This is a genomic window from Fischerella sp. PCC 9605, assembly GCF_000517105.1.
GTDB lineage: Bacteria > Cyanobacteriota > Cyanobacteriia > Cyanobacteriales > Nostocaceae > PCC9605.
This window is the reverse complement of the sequence record NZ_KI912148.1, coordinates 2,849,087-2,868,587: the sequence shown is the minus strand read 5'-3', so window position 1 is coordinate 2,868,587 and position 19,501 is coordinate 2,849,087. Positions and strand designations below refer to the sequence as shown.

At 42.5% G+C, this 19,501-nt stretch carries 17 protein-coding genes; 5 read left to right on the top strand and 12 right to left on the bottom strand.

Going from position 1 to position 19,501, the window contains the following annotated elements:
* Positions 1–38: 38 nt before the first annotated feature.
* From FIS9605_RS0114845 to FIS9605_RS0114815, 7 genes are all read right to left on the bottom strand, one after another.
* Complete coding sequence (locus tag FIS9605_RS0114845) at positions 39–1,730, bottom strand: efflux RND transporter periplasmic adaptor subunit (RefSeq protein ID WP_026733291.1); 1,692 nt, start codon at positions 1,728–1,730, stop codon at positions 39–41.
* Positions 1,731–1,913: 183 nt separating this feature from the next.
* Positions 1,914–2,456, bottom strand: a complete 543-nt coding sequence (locus tag FIS9605_RS0114840; protein WP_026733290.1) for a DOMON-like domain-containing protein — start codon at positions 2,454–2,456, stop codon at positions 1,914–1,916.
* Entirely contained in the window at positions 2,453–3,571 is a 1,119-nt protein-coding gene (locus FIS9605_RS0114835; RefSeq protein WP_026733289.1) for a phosphotransferase enzyme family protein, read from the bottom strand. The genes FIS9605_RS0114840 and FIS9605_RS0114835 overlap by 4 nt, the downstream gene beginning before the upstream one ends.
* A 259-nt stretch (positions 3,572–3,830) precedes the next feature.
* Positions 3,831–4,226, bottom strand: coding sequence for a hypothetical protein (locus FIS9605_RS0114830; protein WP_026733288.1), 396 nt, complete (start codon positions 4,224–4,226; stop codon positions 3,831–3,833).
* 27 nt (positions 4,227–4,253) lie between these two features.
* Positions 4,254–4,934 carry a hypothetical protein gene (locus FIS9605_RS0114825; RefSeq protein WP_026733287.1) on the bottom strand — a complete coding sequence of 227 codons (681 nt, stop codon included), beginning with the start codon at positions 4,932–4,934 and terminating at the stop codon, positions 4,254–4,256.
* Positions 4,935–5,133: 199 nt separating this feature from the next.
* The gene (locus FIS9605_RS0114820; protein WP_026733286.1) at positions 5,134–5,916 is read right to left on the bottom strand and encodes a hypothetical protein; all 783 of its coding nucleotides are present in this window, start codon (positions 5,914–5,916) and stop codon (positions 5,134–5,136) included.
* Positions 5,917–5,918: 2 nt separating this feature from the next.
* Positions 5,919–7,223 carry a zinc ribbon domain-containing protein gene (locus FIS9605_RS0114815; RefSeq protein WP_231510345.1) on the bottom strand — a complete coding sequence of 435 codons (1,305 nt, stop codon included), beginning with the start codon at positions 7,221–7,223 and terminating at the stop codon, positions 5,919–5,921.
* 182 nt (positions 7,224–7,405) lie between these two features.
* Here FIS9605_RS0114815 and FIS9605_RS46615 point away from each other — a divergent pair, with 182 nt between their 5' ends.
* Both FIS9605_RS46615 and FIS9605_RS45260 read left to right on the top strand, forming a co-directional pair.
* Entirely contained in the window at positions 7,406–8,200 is a 795-nt protein-coding gene (locus tag FIS9605_RS46615) for a hypothetical protein (protein ID WP_442854704.1), read from the top strand.
* Positions 8,201–8,211: 11 nt separating this feature from the next.
* Positions 8,212–8,604: a WYL domain-containing protein gene (locus tag FIS9605_RS45260; protein ID WP_051470003.1), complete on the top strand. Its 393-nt coding sequence runs from the start codon at positions 8,212–8,214 to the stop codon at positions 8,602–8,604.
* Positions 8,605–8,673: 69 nt separating this feature from the next.
* On the opposite strand, the gene FIS9605_RS0114805 is transcribed toward FIS9605_RS45260, so the two are convergent.
* Complete coding sequence (locus tag FIS9605_RS0114805) at positions 8,674–9,855, bottom strand: AGE family epimerase/isomerase (protein WP_026733284.1); 1,182 nt, start codon at positions 9,853–9,855, stop codon at positions 8,674–8,676.
* Positions 9,856–10,243: 388 nt separating this feature from the next.
* Between FIS9605_RS0114805 and FIS9605_RS0114800 the strand changes: the two genes are divergently transcribed.
* Entirely contained in the window at positions 10,244–12,445 is a 2,202-nt protein-coding gene (locus tag FIS9605_RS0114800; RefSeq protein WP_442854710.1) for a CHASE2 domain-containing protein, read from the top strand.
* Positions 12,446–12,459: 14 nt separating this feature from the next.
* Here FIS9605_RS0114800 and FIS9605_RS37140 read toward each other — a convergent pair whose 3' ends face one another.
* The 4 genes from FIS9605_RS37140 to trxB all read right to left on the bottom strand — a co-directional run bounded on the left by FIS9605_RS37140 (position 12,460) and on the right by trxB (position 16,310).
* Positions 12,460–13,401, bottom strand: a complete 942-nt coding sequence (locus FIS9605_RS37140) for an ROK family protein (RefSeq protein WP_035139583.1) — start codon at positions 13,399–13,401, stop codon at positions 12,460–12,462.
* A gap of 59 nt (positions 13,402–13,460) precedes the next feature.
* Complete coding sequence (locus FIS9605_RS0114790; RefSeq protein ID WP_026733282.1) at positions 13,461–13,655, bottom strand: hypothetical protein; 195 nt, start codon at positions 13,653–13,655, stop codon at positions 13,461–13,463.
* A 95-nt stretch (positions 13,656–13,750) separates the two neighbouring features.
* Entirely contained in the window at positions 13,751–14,647 is an 897-nt protein-coding gene (locus tag FIS9605_RS0114785) for an ABC transporter permease (RefSeq protein WP_026733281.1), read from the bottom strand.
* A 295-nt stretch (positions 14,648–14,942) separates the two neighbouring features.
* Complete coding sequence (gene trxB / locus FIS9605_RS0114780) at positions 14,943–16,310, bottom strand: thioredoxin-disulfide reductase (protein WP_026733280.1); 1,368 nt, start codon at positions 16,308–16,310, stop codon at positions 14,943–14,945.
* A gap of 272 nt (positions 16,311–16,582) precedes the next feature.
* Here trxB and FIS9605_RS0114775 point away from each other — a divergent pair, with 272 nt between their 5' ends.
* Complete coding sequence (locus tag FIS9605_RS0114775) at positions 16,583–17,146, top strand: type IV pilin-like G/H family protein (protein ID WP_026733279.1); 564 nt, start codon at positions 16,583–16,585, stop codon at positions 17,144–17,146.
* Positions 17,147–17,258: 112 nt separating this feature from the next.
* The gene (locus FIS9605_RS0114770; RefSeq protein ID WP_051470002.1) at positions 17,259–19,487 is read left to right on the top strand and encodes an O-linked N-acetylglucosamine transferase, SPINDLY family protein; all 2,229 of its coding nucleotides are present in this window, start codon (positions 17,259–17,261) and stop codon (positions 19,485–19,487) included.
* Positions 19,488–19,501 lie beyond the last annotated feature (14 nt).

Sequence of the window (19,501 nt, the reverse complement as noted above, 5' to 3'; positions counted from 1 at the left end):
GCAACTGCTGCAAGATATCATGAGAAAGCACTTCTTAATCAAGATTGTGGATGATGAGGGTCTTCACGCTCCTTAACATTTATGGTCGAACCAGATAAAGCTGGCGATTTAGAGTTACTTTGATCGCTTTCTGTTTCATGAACAGGAGTATCTAACTCCGACGAACTGCCCACTAATGCTAGCTGCTGCGACTTATGGCGACGCTTAGACCAGAAAGCACCAGCCATGAAAGCTACAGTAGTGAGTGCAGTTCCTCCCCCTACTCCCCAAACAAGAGTGGAGGAGTTAAGGAGTAATTTTGAATTGTTCATTTGCCCTTCTCTCTCAGTCTTTCCCTCTCCCTTTGTTGGAGAGTCTCCTCGTAAAGATTGAGCATAAAGTTGAGGCGCACGCTGAGTGACAATCATATCACCCTCAAATAAGCCACTCTTCACCTCAACTGTATCTCCAGAGGTTTGACCCAAGGTGACATCAACAGGTTGATAGGCGTTACCATTTTGCATATAAACCTGTTTCTTACCATTTGCGTCAACTACTGCTGAGATGGGAATAGCTGACACAGCAGACGATGTTTGCTCTGTCAAGATTTCTAGTTCCGCAAACATTCCTGGCTTTAGCAATCCGCCTGGGTTATCTATTTCAGCTTTTACAGGTATTACCCGTGTTTCGCCTGCTACCACAGACCCAACTACCGCAATTCTTCCGGTGAAAGTGCGCTTAGGTACAGAAGCAATTTTGACATTTACCCGTTGACCTGTCCTGACCTTGCCCAAATCTTTTTCATAGATATTTGCAGTAGCAAAAACCTTACTATCATTCACAATTGTCATGAGCTTGCCACCTGCATCCTCGAATGTTTGACCCAGGGTTACTTCGCGATCGCTAACCTTGCCGTCAATCGGAGCTGTCACCGTCACCAATCCCTTAGCATTGGCGCGGGTTCCCAGTTGAGAAAGCCGAGTTTCATACGTGGTGTTACTTAGTTTAATTCGAGATTTTGCTACACTAACCGCTGCTTGAGCACGTTTGAGCTGATTTTCCGCTTCAATAACGTCTCGACGACTGGAAGCTTTGGCAAGTTCGGCTTTTGCTTCTGCTAGCTGGGTTTGTGATTCAAGGGCATTGCGGCGTGGTAAAGCGCCAGCACTAGTTAACTGCTTGTCTTTATCATACTTTTCTTGAGCAAATGCAACTTGGCTCTGTGCTTGAGCGATTTCAGCTGCGGCTATTTGCTGATAGCGATCGTAATTTTGCTGAGCTAGCCTTAAGTCAGCTTGCGCTTGCTGCAAATCAGCTTGAGCTTCCGCAAGTTTTTGTTGAGATTCAACCCGCAGTGACACCAAATCAGGACTGGATACAACGGCAACTGGCTGGCCTTTTTTAACGCTCGCACCAGGTTCCACTAATAGCTCAACCACTTTCGCCCCAGAAATTGGTGTAGTCACTTCCACTTGTTTACTAGGCAGAGTTTCAATCTGTCCCGTGGTATTAATTACAATAGCTAGCTGCTGGCGTTTTACTGGCTCGACCTTAATTCCCAATCGCTTAGCTGTTTCTGCATCAACTTGAATTGAATCAGGCGCATCAGTAGCTTCACTTCCTCCTTGAAATTCGTTTCCGTGTCCGGGGTGAGCTAGAACAACTGCGGAATTAGCGAGTAGCATCAGGCTTAGGAGTGTGCCAGAAACACGACGAATAGCTATAGGTAGCTTGGAATAGGAGTTGGACATGGTGCTTCAAGTCCTTGAGTATCGGAGGAAGAGAGTGCGATATCGTAATTTGTATTATTAGTGTGCGTTAGAGCTTCACACATCCCCTAGTCTTTCATGTAGAAATGAAATTAGGATGAAATCGCACTTAAATGACTCCTTAAGTCTGATCGCTGACTTGTATTGTCTCTAGAAAAACATATCTCACAACTCAACTATGAAACTATCTCGCAGATGAAAATCAGCCTCTGTACCTCGATGAGTTAATGCCCAGTAACTCACTGCACCATCTCTGCATTTGAGGACAGTAGTAATTGCAACTTCAAGGGCTTGTTCTGTTGAGACGATTTTACTCAAATTGATGTCCACCAAGGCAAGGGCTAAACTGTCCGACTGATTCTGAACGCTAAACGGGAACGTCGTAAAGGCTGTTTCCTCTTGCATTCCTTGACGATACCCGTCAAAGCGATAGACATTCCAGTGTCCAGCGGGGGAGAGGTTGAATTCCCAATACCGTTGGGAATCCTTAATGCCAAGAAAGAACTCGAAGCAGGTATCTTCCCACAATTCGTGCTTTCGCATTGGTGTGTCTGATGATGGGGCGATCGCAACTTCTGTTAGATCGCCGAAAAGCGTGTAGCGCAGATTAAGTTGATTAGCGTGTCGGGCGATACTGCCTGCTATTTTCAAATTAGGCAGCGGCTTGGTAGAAGGAAAGGGTTGCAGAGAAAATGTCTGTTCGTTCATTTCATGTCTTGAATAATGGCGCGAATCTTTGTTTCCTGGGATTCGATGCTCTCAGTGAGCTTAAACTGGACGATCGCCCTGGTAAGATTGTGTTCCGGGTGCTTGACTTTGAAGTAGACATTTCCTGCTAAATAGTCAGCAAAGAATCTCAGTCCTAACTCAAAGGCGATGAGACGGATGGCGTCGTACATGTAGGCATAGTCATTCTCGGTGAGAAATGCTTTTGCTACGGAGAGATAGCCTTGAAGGATTCCCTGACACAAGTCAGTATCAAAATAAACGCTTTGCCACTGCTCAGTTTCTTCTCCGGCGGGGTTGCAACCCGAGCGCAAACAGTCGCCAATGTCGTAATGTACTAGACCAGGCTTCACGGTATCGAGATCTATCACACTGACGGCTTGCTGAGTAATAGTATCAAACATAACATTATTGATTTTGGGATCGCCGTGCATCAGGCGCAGTGGTAACTTGCCTGTAGCTTTGGCATTTTCCAAGACATGTGCAAAGGTTTGGCGATCGCTAACAAACTGCAAGCAATAATTTACTTCAGGGGATTGGCGAGGACTAGTTTTTGCCAGAACTTCGTTGTATTGCTGAAGGTAAAGCGGTGTAATATGGAATCCTTCGAGGGTGTCGGCAAGTTTTTCTGGAGGCAGATCGCTGATCAGATTATGGAACATGCCTAGGGCGTAGCCGATTTCTTTAGCGTGTTCTGTATCATGCATCGTATCGAAGGATTGGGAGCCTGCAATAAAGCTAATCGCCCGCCAAAAAGAGCCTTTAGCATCGGTGCAATAGTCTTGGGCATCCTTAGTTAATAACACGCGCGGCACTTCCCAACGACGGTTGAGGGGGGTGCGTTGCAGGCGTTCCCGAACATGCTCAGTGAAGATACGCATGTTATGCATAATCAGTTGGGGCTGAAGAAATACCTGCGTGTTGATGCGTTGCAGGACAAAATGCTTTTCCTCTGGACAATCCAGTGTGACTAGGAAGGTATCATTAATATTGCCACTTCCAAATGCTTGAATGCCTGTAACGTTTTCCAATCGGGTGAATTGCTCGGCAATAGCAACAAGATGATCGGTGTCTTGTATTTTGAGATTTTCCGTCATGTTCATGTTTGACCTGTACTACTCCCCACGCGATCGCACGAAGGTAATAGGGGATATCGTAGCGTAAGTGTCGCATCAGGTCTGTATAAAAGTGTTGCAAGTCTTGGTTGCGATCGCATCAAGTATCAAGGCGTACTCAAAAATTTATTACAATACGCTTCGTACATCTACTCTAAATTTAGTGTATTAAAAACAGGTTGTAAGTTAGATATATCAAAAGCAATTTAGGAAGAGGCTGGTTTAGATAGTAAAAACTTCGCTAGTTCAACTCTGCTTGTTTAGAAATACGATGAGTGAGTTCAACCTCATGCTCTAAATTCTTTGCTTCATCTTGACATTCTTCCGCTAACTCATCTAGATCATTTGCTATTAAGTTTATATCTTTACTCAGGCGTTTAACTTTAACTAGTTTTTTGTCAAATCTCTCCAAAGTTGTCTCAATTTCAGCAAAAAGCTCTCTATATTCTTCAGGAGGGTTGTTTAGCCAATCCTCAAGTTCACCTTTTTTGCTCTGGATGATAATAAGTGCTTTTTCCCAAGATACTTTGTAGCGCAGATCCAGCACTCTAATTTCTTCATATCGAGTCTTAAGCTGCTTAGTCGTATTGACTTCAGCCAATTTAAAAACTTTGCTTTTTAATTCATATAGTTTCATTTCCTTGGCTCTGATTTATTTTTCAGTTTATGCATTTATATACTTTGATAATTCTTCACGAAGCCTTGTATTTTCCTGAATAAGATTCTTGATTTGATATTTTTGATCTTCAATTATTACTCTTGCTTCGTCCCGCTCTCTCCTAAATCTTTGTGTATGGGCAACTCTTCCGCCTAAACTCTGATTATTCTTAGCTAATTCCTGTCTTCTTTTTTGGACTTGTTCGTACTGTTTCTTGAGTTTTTCAAATTCTTGAAGTAGGTCGCTATAAGCTTTACTCTTCTCAACCTCACTTTGCAGTGCTTCGTTACGTGCTTGCAAGGCGGCAACTTGAGCTTCTAATTTTTTGATTTCTTTGTCCTTGCCAAACAGTTTTTCTTGGAGAAGCTTAATAAGCTTGGCAAGACGAGAACGCTCTTGGTTTAGTTGATTACAATCATCTTCGTACTGTTTTGCTCTTTCCCGAAGAATTCTTGCTCTCTCTTGTAAAACACGGGCAGTACACTCATACTTTATAATAGCGATTACCTTGCTTCTCTCTGGTTCCTCGAGTACCTGGACTTCATTGCTTTGGCGAAGGTCATCATAATTAGTGCATTCGTGACGTAACTCATGCGTCTTGACATGTTCCGATGATTCTATCAGCGGATAGTTCTTCAACTGCACCCTATTATACCAATAGTCAAATAACTCCTTACTACTTTCCATAAATAACTCATCCTTACAGCTGTAATTTCACCATATACAGAACACCCTCAGCACAGAAAGTACAAAATTATTTACTCTCATCTGAAAGACCAAGCTCCCCAGTTTAACATTTAGCTTGGCTACCTAGTATCTAAATTAACCCGTATTCCGATTAATTTCCACAACTTTAACCCGATCGCTTTTTCATATGGGTACAAAGCTAGTTCTTCTGGGATTGGAGTTTGGGTAGTATTTGCTCAATAATTCGTTTCTGTCCATTGGGTGTAAGGGCAACTTCATTGGTACCAATAGGTCGAATATCTTTTATCCTAATCAACCTTGATATTGCAACACTCACAGTTTGAGGTTTTTGATTGGCAGCCTGTTCACGCAATTCGGTACGACTTAAACGATTATTATCTGCATGAAACAAGAGGAGTAACACCTCATCTATTGCAGAAATATCCTTAATTAAAACTAACGGTTTTCCATCAAGTTCGTGAATAATAGAGTGTTCCAATTGAACAATCTGAGCAATAACTTCTGCAACAACTTGACGATCCTGATTCCAAGCCAAACGCAAAAATTCTGCAAAAATCCATTTGCTGGCATGGAGTACCAGCATTGAGTCCATATAATTTGCTGTGTACTCCGTTGAGATGTGAACTGCACCGCGATCGGAACGGAATTTATAAACTACTTCAATGACTTTAGCAATGTGATATCGATCTTTGTATCCCAATCTGTGATGACCGTTCTTATCCAGTAAATCCTCGCGAACCTTACCAGGTAACTTAGTATGATCGACCTTTCCGGTATCCATTTGAAGCAGGCAGCGGGAAATTGCTTCACAAAACCTACCTCCATCTAGCTCTGTTGGCTGCCAATCACCAGCAAGAAAACGCTGTTGCATTTCCACATAACACTCAACCACTGCATGGGCAAGATTTGGATCAACAATTTTTGAGAGTTCTTGGATAAGTTGATGAGATGTCAATTGCATAGCTACACCTCATCATGGTTTGAGGTTGAATCATCTGGCGAATTGCTTTGTATAAATCCCATTACTTTCTCGACTTCCGCCACACCTGGTGTTAGTAACTGGAATCCACTTTGAACTTTAATCAAGCTGCCTTTGCCAGAGGCTGCTTGTAATCTACGTTCAAGGTTACGTTCATCTACTTTGATTCCCAGCCCTAAGTATAAGAACTGTGCTAGCTTGTAACTGGAAACTACTGTTTCAGCATTATTTGTTGCCTTAGTAATTGCCCACAGACCAAAGAAGCCCTTTTGTGTGACCGAGCGTTCTTTTAATGCCGCAAGTATATCCATATCAAAAGCAAGTAATTTCCAAGCAGCAACCCAAGACTCTACATCTTTAGAAAAAACCTTATTTTTACGGTTGCTACTGTTGGTAGTGTTTTCCGTATCCTCATCTGTCTTAGAAACTGATTTACCACCTCGGGCTGCTCCTGTACTCAGATTCCACTTATTTGGGATATTGGAGTCAAGAACCTCAGCAAGAACTTTTCGAGCTTTCTCTTGTCCTGATAATCGGAGTCCAACCATTTCATTCTCAACAATTAGATCCCCACTCTTACCAATCCATGTCGCAGTATTAGAGTCATACAGTCCAACTCTTCTGAGAATGTCATTTAGTTCGGTGCGAGGAATTTCATTCCGAGCTTGAACATCAAGCGCATATAAAAGAACGAGCTGGGTTAATCGCCGTGCAGCATCTAATTTGTTAGCAGCCTTCAGTCGCGTTTCCATAAGCTGCAAATGTTCACCACTGTAGCGAAATATTTGTTTTAATTTCTCTGCATCCAAACCGAGTGCAGCAGGTATCTGATCTGCAACATCAACTACAGTTTTGCTGTCTCCAGGATCGAAGTTAGAGTCAAGCAAAGAGAGTTGTTGTGCTTCTACTTCGGTGACATCACGGGTTGCAGAACGACCGTTATTGGATTTTACTGAAGGGACACGACCACCTATAATTGCCGCAAGCGCAGCACCACCTAAGGCAGTTCCTACCTCATTAGTTAAGGAAGCTCGAAATTCGCGTGAGTGACCTCTACTATTTTCTACAAACAACAATGTGTTAATAGCAGTGCTAGAAACATTACTACTGTCGAGCAGTGAAACTGCTTCTCCCTTACCAACGGGAGTACCACACATCACACACCCTTTTGCACCTGAGATTAATGCTGTGTGACATTGCTTGCATCGTAATTGCGTTAGGCAATTCGGACAGTAAAAATATTTTTCTCCACTGGGTAGGTTGTACCCACAAGAAGGACAATTCTGCATTTGTTCTAAGCCTCTAATATCGCTGTATTTGAACAGAATCTTATCTAGATGCTTAGCCCAAAAGCTAATAATTCATGATATTGGGGTTGAAAAAAAATATATTTGAGAAATCTACTGTGGCAAGGTTTTCATCTATCCTGGAAACTAAAAGATAATACTTTCTTAAATTTGACATCTTTACGGTGAGCCAGCGAACTATAACTCATCCTTACACCGCGCTTGCTACTTTTGAGCGGTTAATGTTGCTGATTAGTACATTTGCATTATATCCCGGTGTCGGCTGTGTTGATCCAATGAATCCAAAACGTGCGGGAAATCACCACAATGCTATGCACGCGGTGATAAAGCAACTCCAGGAGTTAGCTAAAGAAATAGGTATTGATCTACCAGACTATTCAATTCACACGATTCGCAAAGATCTGAAAATTCTTCGCCACTATCGCCTTCTTGATCGGCGACCCTATCGGTATGGATATTACCTCGGGACTGGAGCATTGAACCGTGAAGAGTTACAAGTAGCCCTGAATGCTCTCCAATCTCAAGCGGAGTATCAGCAAGATCCTCAAATTAGCCAGATCTATCAAAGACTAACGCGACGATTAGGGGGACTACACCAGCAAAGTGAATTGTTTTATCCAGTGCGAGCTCATATTGCTCACTCTATTGTTTATACTAACCCTGAAGAAATGATGTCCCGAAATAAGTACCGGGAAACTTTGTTTGAGAAGATGGAGGAGTTGGAATTAGCAATTGTAAAAGGACAGGCGATACAACTCCTTCGTTGTCGCAGCCCCACAAAAATAGAAGCCCCAAGTACATTGATATTTATCCACTGCAACTTATCTATGCGGATATTGCTTGGTATCTATTACACGAGGATTACAAGACTGGACACTTGGAAGTATCTAGACTTGATCGGTTTAATGACCACTTTAAGATACTGTCTAGTAAAGATCGAGGTTCAGATCTTCAACTGAAGAGTCTCAAAGTGGCACAACAGCTTTTGGAAGCTGGTTGGGGGCTCAGTCTCGGAAAATTAGAAGATCAGAAACTAGAGAGGCGGGGAGAGTTAGAGTTTGTGGAGGTGACTGTTCGTTTTTACCCAGAGGTGATGGGATATATTCTGGAGGGTGACAATCGTCATCCAAATCAAAAAATTCAAAAAGGACCAAAAACTAAAGATGGGAAACCTGCTTATGTTGATTACACAGTCAAATTGCCTGAAAGATCGTTTGATGAATTTTGTCGTTGGGTTTATAAATTCATGGGTCATGCCGAGTTTAGATCCCCTCCAAAACTGGTTGAACAACATCAAAAAGCAGCTCGTGAAACACTTACTCGTTACGCTTCCAACAATCCAGATTCGCAATCATTTAATTAGCGCGATCGCATTTTGGTCTTATTCAGCGATCGCCCAGCACCTCTCTAATTCCGCAACTATCAGCACCAATTAAACTGACCTTGCACTCAACGCCTCAAACTCCTGCCAACAAAGATACAACGCACGTGGCACATGAAAACATCCTTTCCATTTGCCACCTTTGAGATTCAACAGTACTTCCCCACGCCGATTAAGGTAGCCAAACCACTCGCCATATTCTGGATCTGCAAAATGCGACCAAGCGTAATCATGCATCTTTTGATACCATTCCCAACATGCCTCACGCCCCGTCAGGCGATAACCCATTGCCAGAGCAACCAAAGATTCTAAATGTACCCACCACAGCTTTTGATCCCATTCCAGTTGCTGCGGGGGATGACCGTCTGCATCCATAAAATAATATAATCCGCCGTATTCGCTGTCCCAAGCAAAATTCAGGATATTTAGCACCACATCAACGGCTTGGTTTATAGTTTTAGTGTCGTTTTTCCGACGGGCAATATCCATGATGAACCACATCGCTTCGATGCCGTGACCAGGGTTAATTAACCGTCCGTCAAAACAATCAACGTGCGAACCGTCAGGAGCAACATTTTCGTACATCAGTCCCCGTTCCTGGTCTAGAAAATCGGTCATCACTTCTTGAACAGTTGCAGCTAGAACATTTTCAAGAGTTTCGCTAGACAGCAACCATTCCATTTCCAGAGTCAGGTTGGCTAAAATCATCGGTACAGCCAACGATTTCATCGGGCGTGTACCGGGATAGGTCTTGTTATATTTGCCCTTTGGGTTGTCTTTGCGGCGCAAAACGTTGTTGTAAGCCTGCATAGCCACATCCTTAGCCCAATCTTGACCAGAGGCGAGGGCGTATTGACTAAATGCCATTGCGGCAAAGCAATCAGAAAAAATATTATAGGGCTGAACCAGTGGCTTGCCTTCACGAGTTAGGGCAAAGTACCAGTTACCGTCGGCATCTCTACCATGTTGGGCGAGAAAATTAGCACCGTTGCTAGCGATTTTCAACCAGTTTTCATGTTTTTCTAGCTGGTTGCAAAGCATGGAAAAAGTCCAAACTTGGCGGTTTTGCAGCCAGATAAATTTGTCTGTGTCATAAACCTTGCCTTCACGATCCAGACAGGTGAAATAGCCGCCTTGCTGCCAGTCGAGCGAGTATTTTTCCCAAAATGGGAGTACATCGTTGAGGAGCGCGTTTTTGTAAAGTTCAGCCAGCGCTTTAAAGTCGTGCTCCATAAATTTTCTCCCTTTTTGTGCCAAAACCAACAGCGTTAATTATCGCCTTGCTGTGGATAGACTACAAGTGACTGATATCATGTCCGTTTGAACACTTATACTATCCGCCCGTGTGGTAATGGGTAATTGGTAATTGGGGTATTACCTAATAGTTGCGATGGTCAAAGACCGCTCCTTCGGAGCATCGCAGTAGGGACATAAATTGATGATCCGGACTTGATATTATGGCCAATTGCTAACCACTACCCAATGTAGAGACGTGCCATGGCACGTCTCTACAACTAACTACTAACTACTAACCACCAACAACTTGCTACATTGAGAATACTTGGGGTAATTCCCTGTCTGCACCATCTACCAAATTTGGGCTACTTGCCACAAAACTGTGATTACAGGACTATTCAGGAAATTTCGTGCTACTTTCACAAAAGATAAGCGTCCTCAGGACACTACCACTAAAAACTGGCTGCAAACTATTCTTGTAACCAGTGTGGGAGTCACCATGTTAATACTGGGTATTCGCCATCTAAAATGGTTGCAGGCTTGGGAATTAAGCGCTTATGACCAGATGTTGCGGCTACGCCCCCCTGAAGCATTAGACCCTCGGATTTTATTAGTTACCGTTACTGAAGATGATTTAAAGTCAGAAGCTATTTCTCTGCCAGATAACACTATCAATCAATTGTTGGCGAAATTACAATCCTATCAACCGCGTGTGATTGGGTTAAGTATCGACCGTTCTAAACAGAAAAATTTGGGGGCTAGTCTTAAAAATCTGGATAACGTTATTACTTATTGTACATTCAGCAGCATAGATAGCTCAGAAATTCCACCGCCGCCAAATTTCCCAATTAACCAAGTCGGCTTTAGCGATGTAATTTCTGACGATGATGGCGTTGTTCGTCGCAGTTTGTTATTTGCTGGTTCCAATGACAAAAAATGTACAACACAAATTTCATTTGCTGCCTTACTAGCAATTAATTATTTAGAAAGACAAGGTATCGAATTCGATTTTACCGACACAGGACATTTTTACTTGGGTAAAAATTCATTTCCACCTTTGCAAGAGAATTCAGGTGGCTATGAAAACATAGATGCAAGGGGCTATCAAATACTTCTAAATTACCGCGATCCCTCTCATTTTGCCCAACAAGTAACTGTTACACAAGTTTTGCAAGGTCGGGTAGATCCCAATTGGGTAAAAGATCGTCTCGTTATCGTCGGTACTACTGCCCGTAGCCTCCATCCGGGCTTTTATACACCCTACAGCGCTTCACCACAGCATCCACCGAGAATGCCAGCTGTCTTCATTCATGCACAGATGGCGAGTCAGATTATCAGTGCAGTACTGAATGAGCGACCCCTTATTTGGTACTTACCCGACTGGGTAGAAGCTTTATGGGTGTTGGGCTGGGCATTAGTGGGTAGTGTCTTAGCATGGCAGTTGCAATATCCCTTGCGCCTGGGTTTGGCTGGTGGCGTATCTTTGAGTGGCTTGGTGGGTGTGTGCTATTTGTTGTTTTTGCAAGGGGTGTGGATGCCTTTGATACCGCCTGCTCTAGCTGTTGTCTTGAGTAGTGTTAGTGTTATGGCTTACACTAGCTACCAAACTCAACAACAAACTAAAGTAATTATCCAGCAAGTTGAAAAACAAAAAGAAGCCATAGAACAGTTAAATACACTGTTAAAAGAAACTACACACATCTACGACAAGCACGTTCACTCTTCTACCACGCTTGATAACACGGAAAAAACAACTGGTGACTTTATTTTAGGTGGACGTTACCAAATCACAAAAGTACTTGGTTCGGGTGGATTTGGTTGTACTTATTTAGCAAAAGATACGCAGCGCCCAGGCAGTCCTATTTGTGTGGTGAAACAACTAATGCCAGCCCGCAGAGATACAAAATTTATGCAAGTTGCCAGAAGATTATTTGATGCAGAAGCAGAAATTTTAGAAGTTCTGGGGAAACATCATCAAATTCCAGAACTACTGGCATATTTTGAAGAAAATAATGAATTTTATTTAGTACAAGAATATATTTCTGGACATGCCCTCAGTGAAGAATTACCACCAAATCATGACGTACAAAATGAATCTTTTGTCATCGAGATGCTTAAAGGGATTTTAGAAGTTCTGGCGTTTGTTCACGAACATCGCGTCATTCATCGAGATATCAAACCGAGTAATATTATTAGATGCGATACGGATAATCGCTTGGTGCTTATTGACTTTGGTGCAGTCAAGATGATGCAACCACCAACAGCGGAACAGACCGAATTGGCAACAGTAGCTATTGGTACGCGGGGTTATGCACCACCAGAACAATTTGCAGGTCATCCCCGCTTGTGCAGCGATATTTACGCTTTGGGGATGATTGCCATTCAAGCAATAACCGGGATAATGCCACACGAACTTCATCCTCATCCCGAAACTGGCACTATAGAATGGCGTCATGGGACGAAAGTTAGCGAAAAATTGGCAGCGATTTTAGATAAGATGGTGCGCTACCATTTTAGCGATCGCTATCAATCTGCCACCGAAGTACTGCAAGATTTGCAAAAAATTGAATTGGTCAATGGTCATTAGTCATTAGTCATTAGTCATTGGTCATTAGTTATTTTCCCCATCTCCCCATCTCCCCATCTCCCACTCCCCCCTCTAACCTTCTGCCATGCCAATTTTGCTGCACCCAACATGCCTGCACTATTACCTAACTCAGCTGGCAAGATTTGCAAACCTACGCGAGAGGTGGGTAAAACTCGCTTCTCAATTTCGGCTTTGGCAGCTGGTAAGAAAAATTCGGCGCTAGCGCTGACACCGCCACCAATGACGATCGCTTCTGGCGTTAGCACGTACATTAAACTTGTTAAACCGGTACCCAAATCTCTACCGTATTCTTGCCAAAATGTCAAAGCTTTGGCGTCTCCTGCTTTTGCTAAAGCCCCCAATTCGGCTGGTTCTTTTCCAGTGCGGCGGCGGATTGCGATGACAGAAACATACTGTTCTAAAGAACCTTGATTACCACTATTACAGATTGGCCCATTAGGGTTGAAGCTGATTAAACCTAACTCGCCAGCTGCCCCGTAATGCCCTATAAACAATTTGCCATCAAGGATAATCGCACCACCAACGCCTGTTCCTAAAGTCAGCAAGATGAAATTTTGAAAGTGGCGACCGGTTCCTAACCAAGCTTCCCCTAAACCAGCACAATTGGCATCATTAGCAACAATAGCAGGTTTGCCAATTTTCGCTTCTAAAGCATCAGCAAGGGGGACATCGTGCCATCCTGGCAGGTTAATGGAGACTTTGGCAATGCGTCCAGCTGCATCCGCAGGGCCAGGAGTACCAACACCAATGGCAACAGCCTGATTTTCAGGATCGAGTTGTGCGATCGCATCTACCATCACTGCTATTACTGCTTCTGGGGTTGCTGGTTGGGGAGTCGCAACAGTTAAAGATTTTAGGCAAGTGCCATCAACTGTAAATCGCCCCAGCTTAATTGCTGTTCCCCCTAAGTCAATACCAATTACTTCTGGCGTCATAACAAGTTCAAAGTCAACAGTCAAAAATCAAGACACCAGGCTAAGTAAAAAGAGTAATTTTATCTGTGGTGACTATTTTTCTGAATGATTTCATTTGTGTTTGGTGTAGCTCTTACATACATTACTGGAGTTGAACCGACATTTGCTTGCACCTGCCAAGATGTAACTGGTGCTCCTCGTAAGATACCAGCTAGAGCGACGGAAAGCATAAAACCACCAGCAGCGGCAGCAACTAAAGAAAGGTTATCTTTCACAAGCATCTCTCACAAATATACAGGGATTAGGGATTAGGGACTGGGGACTGGGGATTGGAAAGAAAATAACCGATCCCCGATCCCCAATCCCTTGACTATTTCCGAATTCCATTTTCTTTCCTTAAACGAGGATTGACAAATTCATTTAACCCCTCACCTAGTAGTGATAACCCTACCACCATCAATGTCATCGCTAATCCTGGGAAAAGGGTAGTCCACCAAATCCCTGTAGGTAGGGCTTCTAAAGCTTGTTTTAAGTCGCGTCCCCATTCTGGGAATTCTTCCGGTAATCCTAAACCTAAAAAGCCCAAACCTCCTAAAACTAGAATTGCATCGGCGGCGTTGAGGGTAAATAGTACGGGTACGCTTTGAATGACGTTGAAAAATAGATAGCGAGAAAGCACCTGCCAGGTGTTAGCGCCGATCGCTTGGGCAGCTTCTATGTATACTTCTGTTTTCACGCTCACTGTGTGATTGCGAACAACACGGTAGTATTGGGGAATGTAAGCAATACTAATGGCGATCGCTGCATTGAATATCCCTCGTCCCACCACAAATGCCAGCGTTACCGAAAGTAGTAGCCCCGGTAGAGTGTAAATGCTATCCATCAGAAACAGCAGTATCTTATCTAATCTACCGCCAACATAGCCACTCACCATGCCCAAAGGCACACCAACAACCATACTCAACGCTGTTGCCAGCAAAACCACTTGCAATGCTGCTTGTGCGCCAAATAGCGTACGCGAGAAGACATCATAGCCGAGGCGACTGGTACCAAACCAATACTTCGATGAAGGTGGGCTATGAATGGGGTTACTTAAGAAATCTGTGGGGTCTTGCAGCCATCCCCAAGCCTGAAATAGAGGAGCAAACACCGCTAGGAACATAAATAAAATTGTTATTACTAACCCCACAAGCATCAATTGCTGAGAAAGGTTGGGATTCTTAACAAAACTAAAAAATCTTGGTAGTTGAGTTTTTACAACAGTCATAGGTTTGGGAAAGACGCACCATGACGCGTCTGAAAAATCAGATTTGAGTTATGAGTGTTGAGGCTTGAGAGCAATTTTGTCAAGTATAAAGTAGGGTGCGTTAACGAAGTTTAACGCACCTTCATTTCTGTTTTAATAAAATTCGACCACCGATAAACACAGATACACACCGATGATTTATCTGTGTGCATCTGTGGTTGTAACAATCTCAAATCTAATTTTGACGACGAGAATTATACAAATGTAGAGACGCGAAATTTCGCGTCTCTACAGAGGTTTTTGCTTCGCGCAGCGGCTACAAATTACTTTCAATCAACTGCCGATACTCGCTCTTTTGCTTTACCCCCTTGAGTTCTTTTAACAGTTCCTGATTTTTAAAGAACTGGATTGTTGGTGTGCCAGTGATACCTGCATTCTCAGCAATATCTCGGTCTTTGTCGATGTCAATTTCGACAAAGTGAATTTTGCCGTCAAATTCATCTACCACTTTATTTAATATGGGTTTGAGGGTGTGACAAGGGCCGCAACCAGGGGCGACATATTTGACAACAATAAGGCGATCGCTCTCGTGGAAAAGCTTTCTGAGAGCATAACCTCCCTCATGGCGCGTCGCATTAATATCAAATTCGGTGTCAGTGGGAGTTTTGTTTGCAGCTGGCTGAGGCTGTAATTCATTATCTGGAGTTTGCGACACCTGATGAAACTCCTGAATTAGACCATGAGCAGACAACCAACGTTCTGCCAGCATCGCCGCCATACAACCACTACCAGCAGCGGTAACTGCCTGACGATACTCGTGATCCTGCACATCGCCAGCAGCAAAAACGCCTTCTACACTTGTTTCTGGTGAACCAGGCTTGGTAACAACGTAACCCACCTCATCCAGTTCTAATTGTCCCTTAAACAAAGAAGTATTGGGAGTGTGACCAATCGCGTAAAATAAACCCTTAACGTGCAGTTCGCTTTCTTCGCCGGTTTTATTATTGCGGATTTTCACCCCTTCCATGTGACCGTTACCGAACACATCCACGGCTTCGCTGTTCCAATGTATCTGGATTTTTGGGTTACTCAAAACGCGGTCTTGCATAGCTTTAGAAGCCCGCATCTTGTCGGAACGTACCAGCAAATTTACTTTAGAACCATACTTGGTCAGATAAATCGCTTCCTCCGCCGCCGAGTCGCCAGCACCCACCACAGCCAATTCAGCCCCGTGGAAAATCGGCGTAGCACCATCGCAAATCGCACAAGCAGAAATACCCCGACTCCAAAACTGTTCCTCACAAGGTAGTCCCAGTCGTTTTGCCGTTGCACCTGTGGCAATAATTAAACTGTGGGCTTTAAATTCTCGTTCCTCTGAGCGAACAGTAAACGGACGCTGGCGCAAGTCTACTTCAATCACATCTTCAGTATATAGCTCAGCTCCCCAACGCTCCGCCTGAGCCTTCATCTGATCCATCAGTTCCGGCCCGGTAATCCCTTGGGGAAACCCAGGAAAATTCTCAACTTCAGTCGTTGTCATCAACTGTCCACCAGGCAAACCCCCGGCTTGGAAGCCCTCAAATACAACTGGTTTCAGGTTGGCGCGTCCCGCGTAAATAGCAGCTGTGTACCCCGCTGGCCCAGAACCTATAATTACCACGTTTTCTACATTTGGGTTGGTCATGATGGTTAAGATAAATAAACTCATAACGACTACGTTTAATATAACATAACAAAAGATTTTGGTTAGTGGTTAGTGGTTGGTTGTTAGTAGTTGGTTGGTTATTTACTACTCCTCACACTCCCCATCTCCTCATCTCCCCATCTCCCCATCTCCCTTTTCCGCGTTGACGTGAAATATTTTTTACCACAGTGATATGAAAGCGATCGCGCGTGGGTAAGTTACATCTATAACACAGCAATCACCTATAACATACCCACTGTAAGGAGAAACACATGCTTAAGCCAGAACTGCAAGCCAAATTTCTGCAACACCTCAACGGCCGTAAGAAAAAAAGCGATGAAGGTTTTACACTTATTGAATTATTGGTGGTAGTAATTATTATCGGTGTATTAGCAGCGATCGCGTTACCTTCACTACTGGGTCAGGTGAACAAAGCGAAGCAAGCTGAAGCTAAGAACAATATCGGTACTATCAACCGTGCTCAACAAGCTTTCTACTTGGAATACCAAGGTTTTGCCAAAGATATGTCAACATTGCAAGTAGGGGTTAAAAGCCAAACTGAAAATTTCTTCTACTCTGTTGTTACAGAAGCTACTACTGGGTATGGACTTGTTTATGCCACAGCTTATAAAAATGCGTTGAAATCATACTACGGAGCAGTAGGTACTATAAAAGGTGATGGTGCTACTTCTGAAGCACTGACAGTAGCAATAGCTTGTGAATCTCCAGATCCTACCAAAAAAGACAAGTTTGAAGATGCTATCAAGACTGTCGCCCAAAAGGACATCAAAAAAGTTGATGGTTGTGAAGGCGATTACAAAAGTTTAGCTAGATAAGGAAAAATCAAGCAGATTTTTCTGAAAATTATAGCCAGAAATGACTGATGTTTTGTAGGAGTGAGTAGCCTTTACACTACTCACTTTTGTCTTATGTATTGAGTGAAATGATATGGATAAATCTGCTTTTATTAATCCTCAAGTTAAATCGCAACAAAAAGGGTATGAGTTGATACTCCAAGGTAACTACCTTCAGGCTGCTAGTATTTACGAGCAAGCAATTTCTAAAGAACCCGATGTCAAGTCCCACTATTGGCATTTAGGTTTAATTTTGTTGTTACAGGGGCAAGAAGTAGAAGCCCAGACGACTTGGTTCATGGCAATGATGGAAGGAGAGCCAGAACAAGTCGGGGCTGAGAATGCAGAATTAAGAGAAATATTAACCACAGAAGTAGAACGTCAAGAAAGGCTAGAAGAATATTCACTTGCTTGGAAGATTAGACAAAGTATTAAAGAACTTTTTCCTAAAGATGTTCACAATTTATTGCATCTTGTACAACTATCCATAGAATCCAAAACATATAAAAGTGATGATTTACAAGAATATGGTTTAATTGAAATACTCCGATCAGAACCGCAGATAGAAGTTAATTTAAAATTGTTAACGCTAGTTTTGCGGAATCTTTTAGATTATGCGTATTTAGAGTCTTCTTCTCAAGAGTTATTGGAAGCCAGTTTACCTTATTTTGTAGACAATCTACAAACTCTCAGAAGTATAATATTACCCGCCGCTGTAGATATTGCTTACTCTCATGGACATTCAGACATAGCAATAAGTTTAGCTAAACTTTATTTACGTTTAGATCCTCAAAACACTGAAGTTTTAGGTCATTTAACAGCTTTTTACCAAAATGAAGGTAATTTTGACTTGGGTATAGAAACTGCTAAATTATTCTATTTTTTAGTAGATTATTTGCCAGACAAAATATTTGCCAATCGCCAGATACTACGCGGTTTGATTAGCGCTGGTGGTTATTGGGAAGAATCTTGTGCTGTAAATCGTAAACAGCAAGATTTAATAGCACAAATTATAAAAGAAAATCCCCAAGACTTAGAGCAAATTAAGATAGTTAGACTGTTAGGTGCTAATTATTTCGCACCTTATATTGAAGATAATTTGCAGGAAAATAGAAAAGTTCAAAACCAAATACTTAAGTTGTGTAATGATAATAATGCTGTTTATGGTAAGGAAAAAATAGAAAAATATTCTCAGGGTCACTTACAGAGTAAACAACAAGGTGGAGCTAATAAAAAATTAAAGATAGGATACATATCTTATTGTCTAAGAACACATTCTGTCGGTTGGCTAGCCAGATGGATATTTCAACATCATGACCGAGAAAGATTTCAAATCAATGGCTATTTTATGGGCGCAGATAATATGTTAGATTTTCTGCACCAATGGTATATTGATCAGGTAGATAAAGCATATAAATCAACCAATGTTTGGTCTGTGGCAGAACAAATTTTTCAAGATGAAATTGATATATTAATTGATTTAGATAGCATTACTTTAGATACTACCTGTGAAGTTGTACAATGTAAACCCGCACCAATACAAGCTACTTGGTTGGGTTGGGATGCTTCCGGCAGTCCATCAGTAGATTATTTTATTGCTGACCCTTATGTTTTACCAGAATCAGCACAGGAATACTACAGGGAAAAAATTTGGCGTTTACCTCAAACCTATATTGCTGTGGATGGTTTTGAGGTAGGTGTACCTACAATACGTCGCGATCAATTAGATATTCCTAATGATGCAGTAGTATATTTTTGTGGTCAGCGAGGCTTCAAGCGACATCCAGATATCACAAAACTACAATTGAGGATTATTAAAGAAGTTCCCAATAGCTACTTCTTGATTAAAGGAATATCTGACGAAGAATCTATTAAAACATTCTTTTATCAGCTGGCAGAAGAAGAAGGTGTTGATTGCTCAAAACTACGATTTCTTCCAGGTGTTCCTTCAGAATCAATTCACCGAGCTAATTTAGGCATTGCAGATGTAATTTTAGATACTTATCCCTATAATGGAGCCACAACAACCCTAGAAACCCTGTGGATGTGCATTCCTATGGTGACAAGAGTAGGTGAGCAATTTGCTGCACGTAACAGCTACACCATGATGATTAATGCTGGCATTACAGAAGGCATTGCCTGGACAGATGAAGAATATGTAGAGTGGGGTGTGCGTTTAGGGAAGGATGAGGCTTTACGACAACAAATTGCTTGGAAATTGAAACAGTCGAGAAAAACAGCACCTCTGTGGAATGGTAAGCAGTTTACTCGTGAGATGGAGAAGGCTTACGAGCAAATGTGGCAGAGATATATTGAAGGATAGGTTTGTAGTGAGGG

What these genes read in the sequence shown, in the direction of transcription:
- FIS9605_RS0114845 (WP_026733291.1), bottom strand. Translation starts at nt 1,730, where the DNA reads ATGTCCAACTCCTATTCCAAGCTACCTATAGCTATTCGTCGTGTTTCT.
- FIS9605_RS0114840 (WP_026733290.1), bottom strand. Translation starts at nt 2,456, where the DNA reads ATGAACGAACAGACATTTTCTCTGCAACCCTTTCCTTCTACCAAGCCG.
- FIS9605_RS0114835 (WP_026733289.1), bottom strand. Translation starts at nt 3,571, where the DNA reads ATGACGGAAAATCTCAAAATACAAGACACCGATCATCTTGTTGCTATT.
- FIS9605_RS0114830 (WP_026733288.1), bottom strand. Translation starts at nt 4,226, where the DNA reads ATGAAACTATATGAATTAAAAAGCAAAGTTTTTAAATTGGCTGAAGTC.
- FIS9605_RS0114825 (WP_026733287.1), bottom strand. Translation starts at nt 4,934, where the DNA reads ATGGAAAGTAGTAAGGAGTTATTTGACTATTGGTATAATAGGGTGCAG.
- FIS9605_RS0114820 (WP_026733286.1), bottom strand. Translation starts at nt 5,916, where the DNA reads ATGCAATTGACATCTCATCAACTTATCCAAGAACTCTCAAAAATTGTT.
- FIS9605_RS0114815 (WP_231510345.1), bottom strand. Translation starts at nt 7,223, where the DNA reads ATGCAGAATTGTCCTTCTTGTGGGTACAACCTACCCAGTGGAGAAAAA.
- FIS9605_RS0114805 (WP_026733284.1), bottom strand. Translation starts at nt 9,855, where the DNA reads ATGGAGCACGACTTTAAAGCGCTGGCTGAACTTTACAAAAACGCGCTC.
- FIS9605_RS37140 (WP_035139583.1), bottom strand. Translation starts at nt 13,401, where the DNA reads ATGACGCCAGAAGTAATTGGTATTGACTTAGGGGGAACAGCAATTAAG.
- FIS9605_RS0114785 (WP_026733281.1), bottom strand. Translation starts at nt 14,647, where the DNA reads ATGACTGTTGTAAAAACTCAACTACCAAGATTTTTTAGTTTTGTTAAG.
- trxB (WP_026733280.1), bottom strand. Translation starts at nt 16,310, where the DNA reads ATGACCAACCCAAATGTAGAAAACGTGGTAATTATAGGTTCTGGGCCA.
- FIS9605_RS0114775 (WP_026733279.1), top strand. Translation starts at nt 16,583, where the DNA reads ATGCTTAAGCCAGAACTGCAAGCCAAATTTCTGCAACACCTCAACGGC.
- FIS9605_RS0114770 (WP_051470002.1), top strand. Translation starts at nt 17,259, where the DNA reads ATGGATAAATCTGCTTTTATTAATCCTCAAGTTAAATCGCAACAAAAA.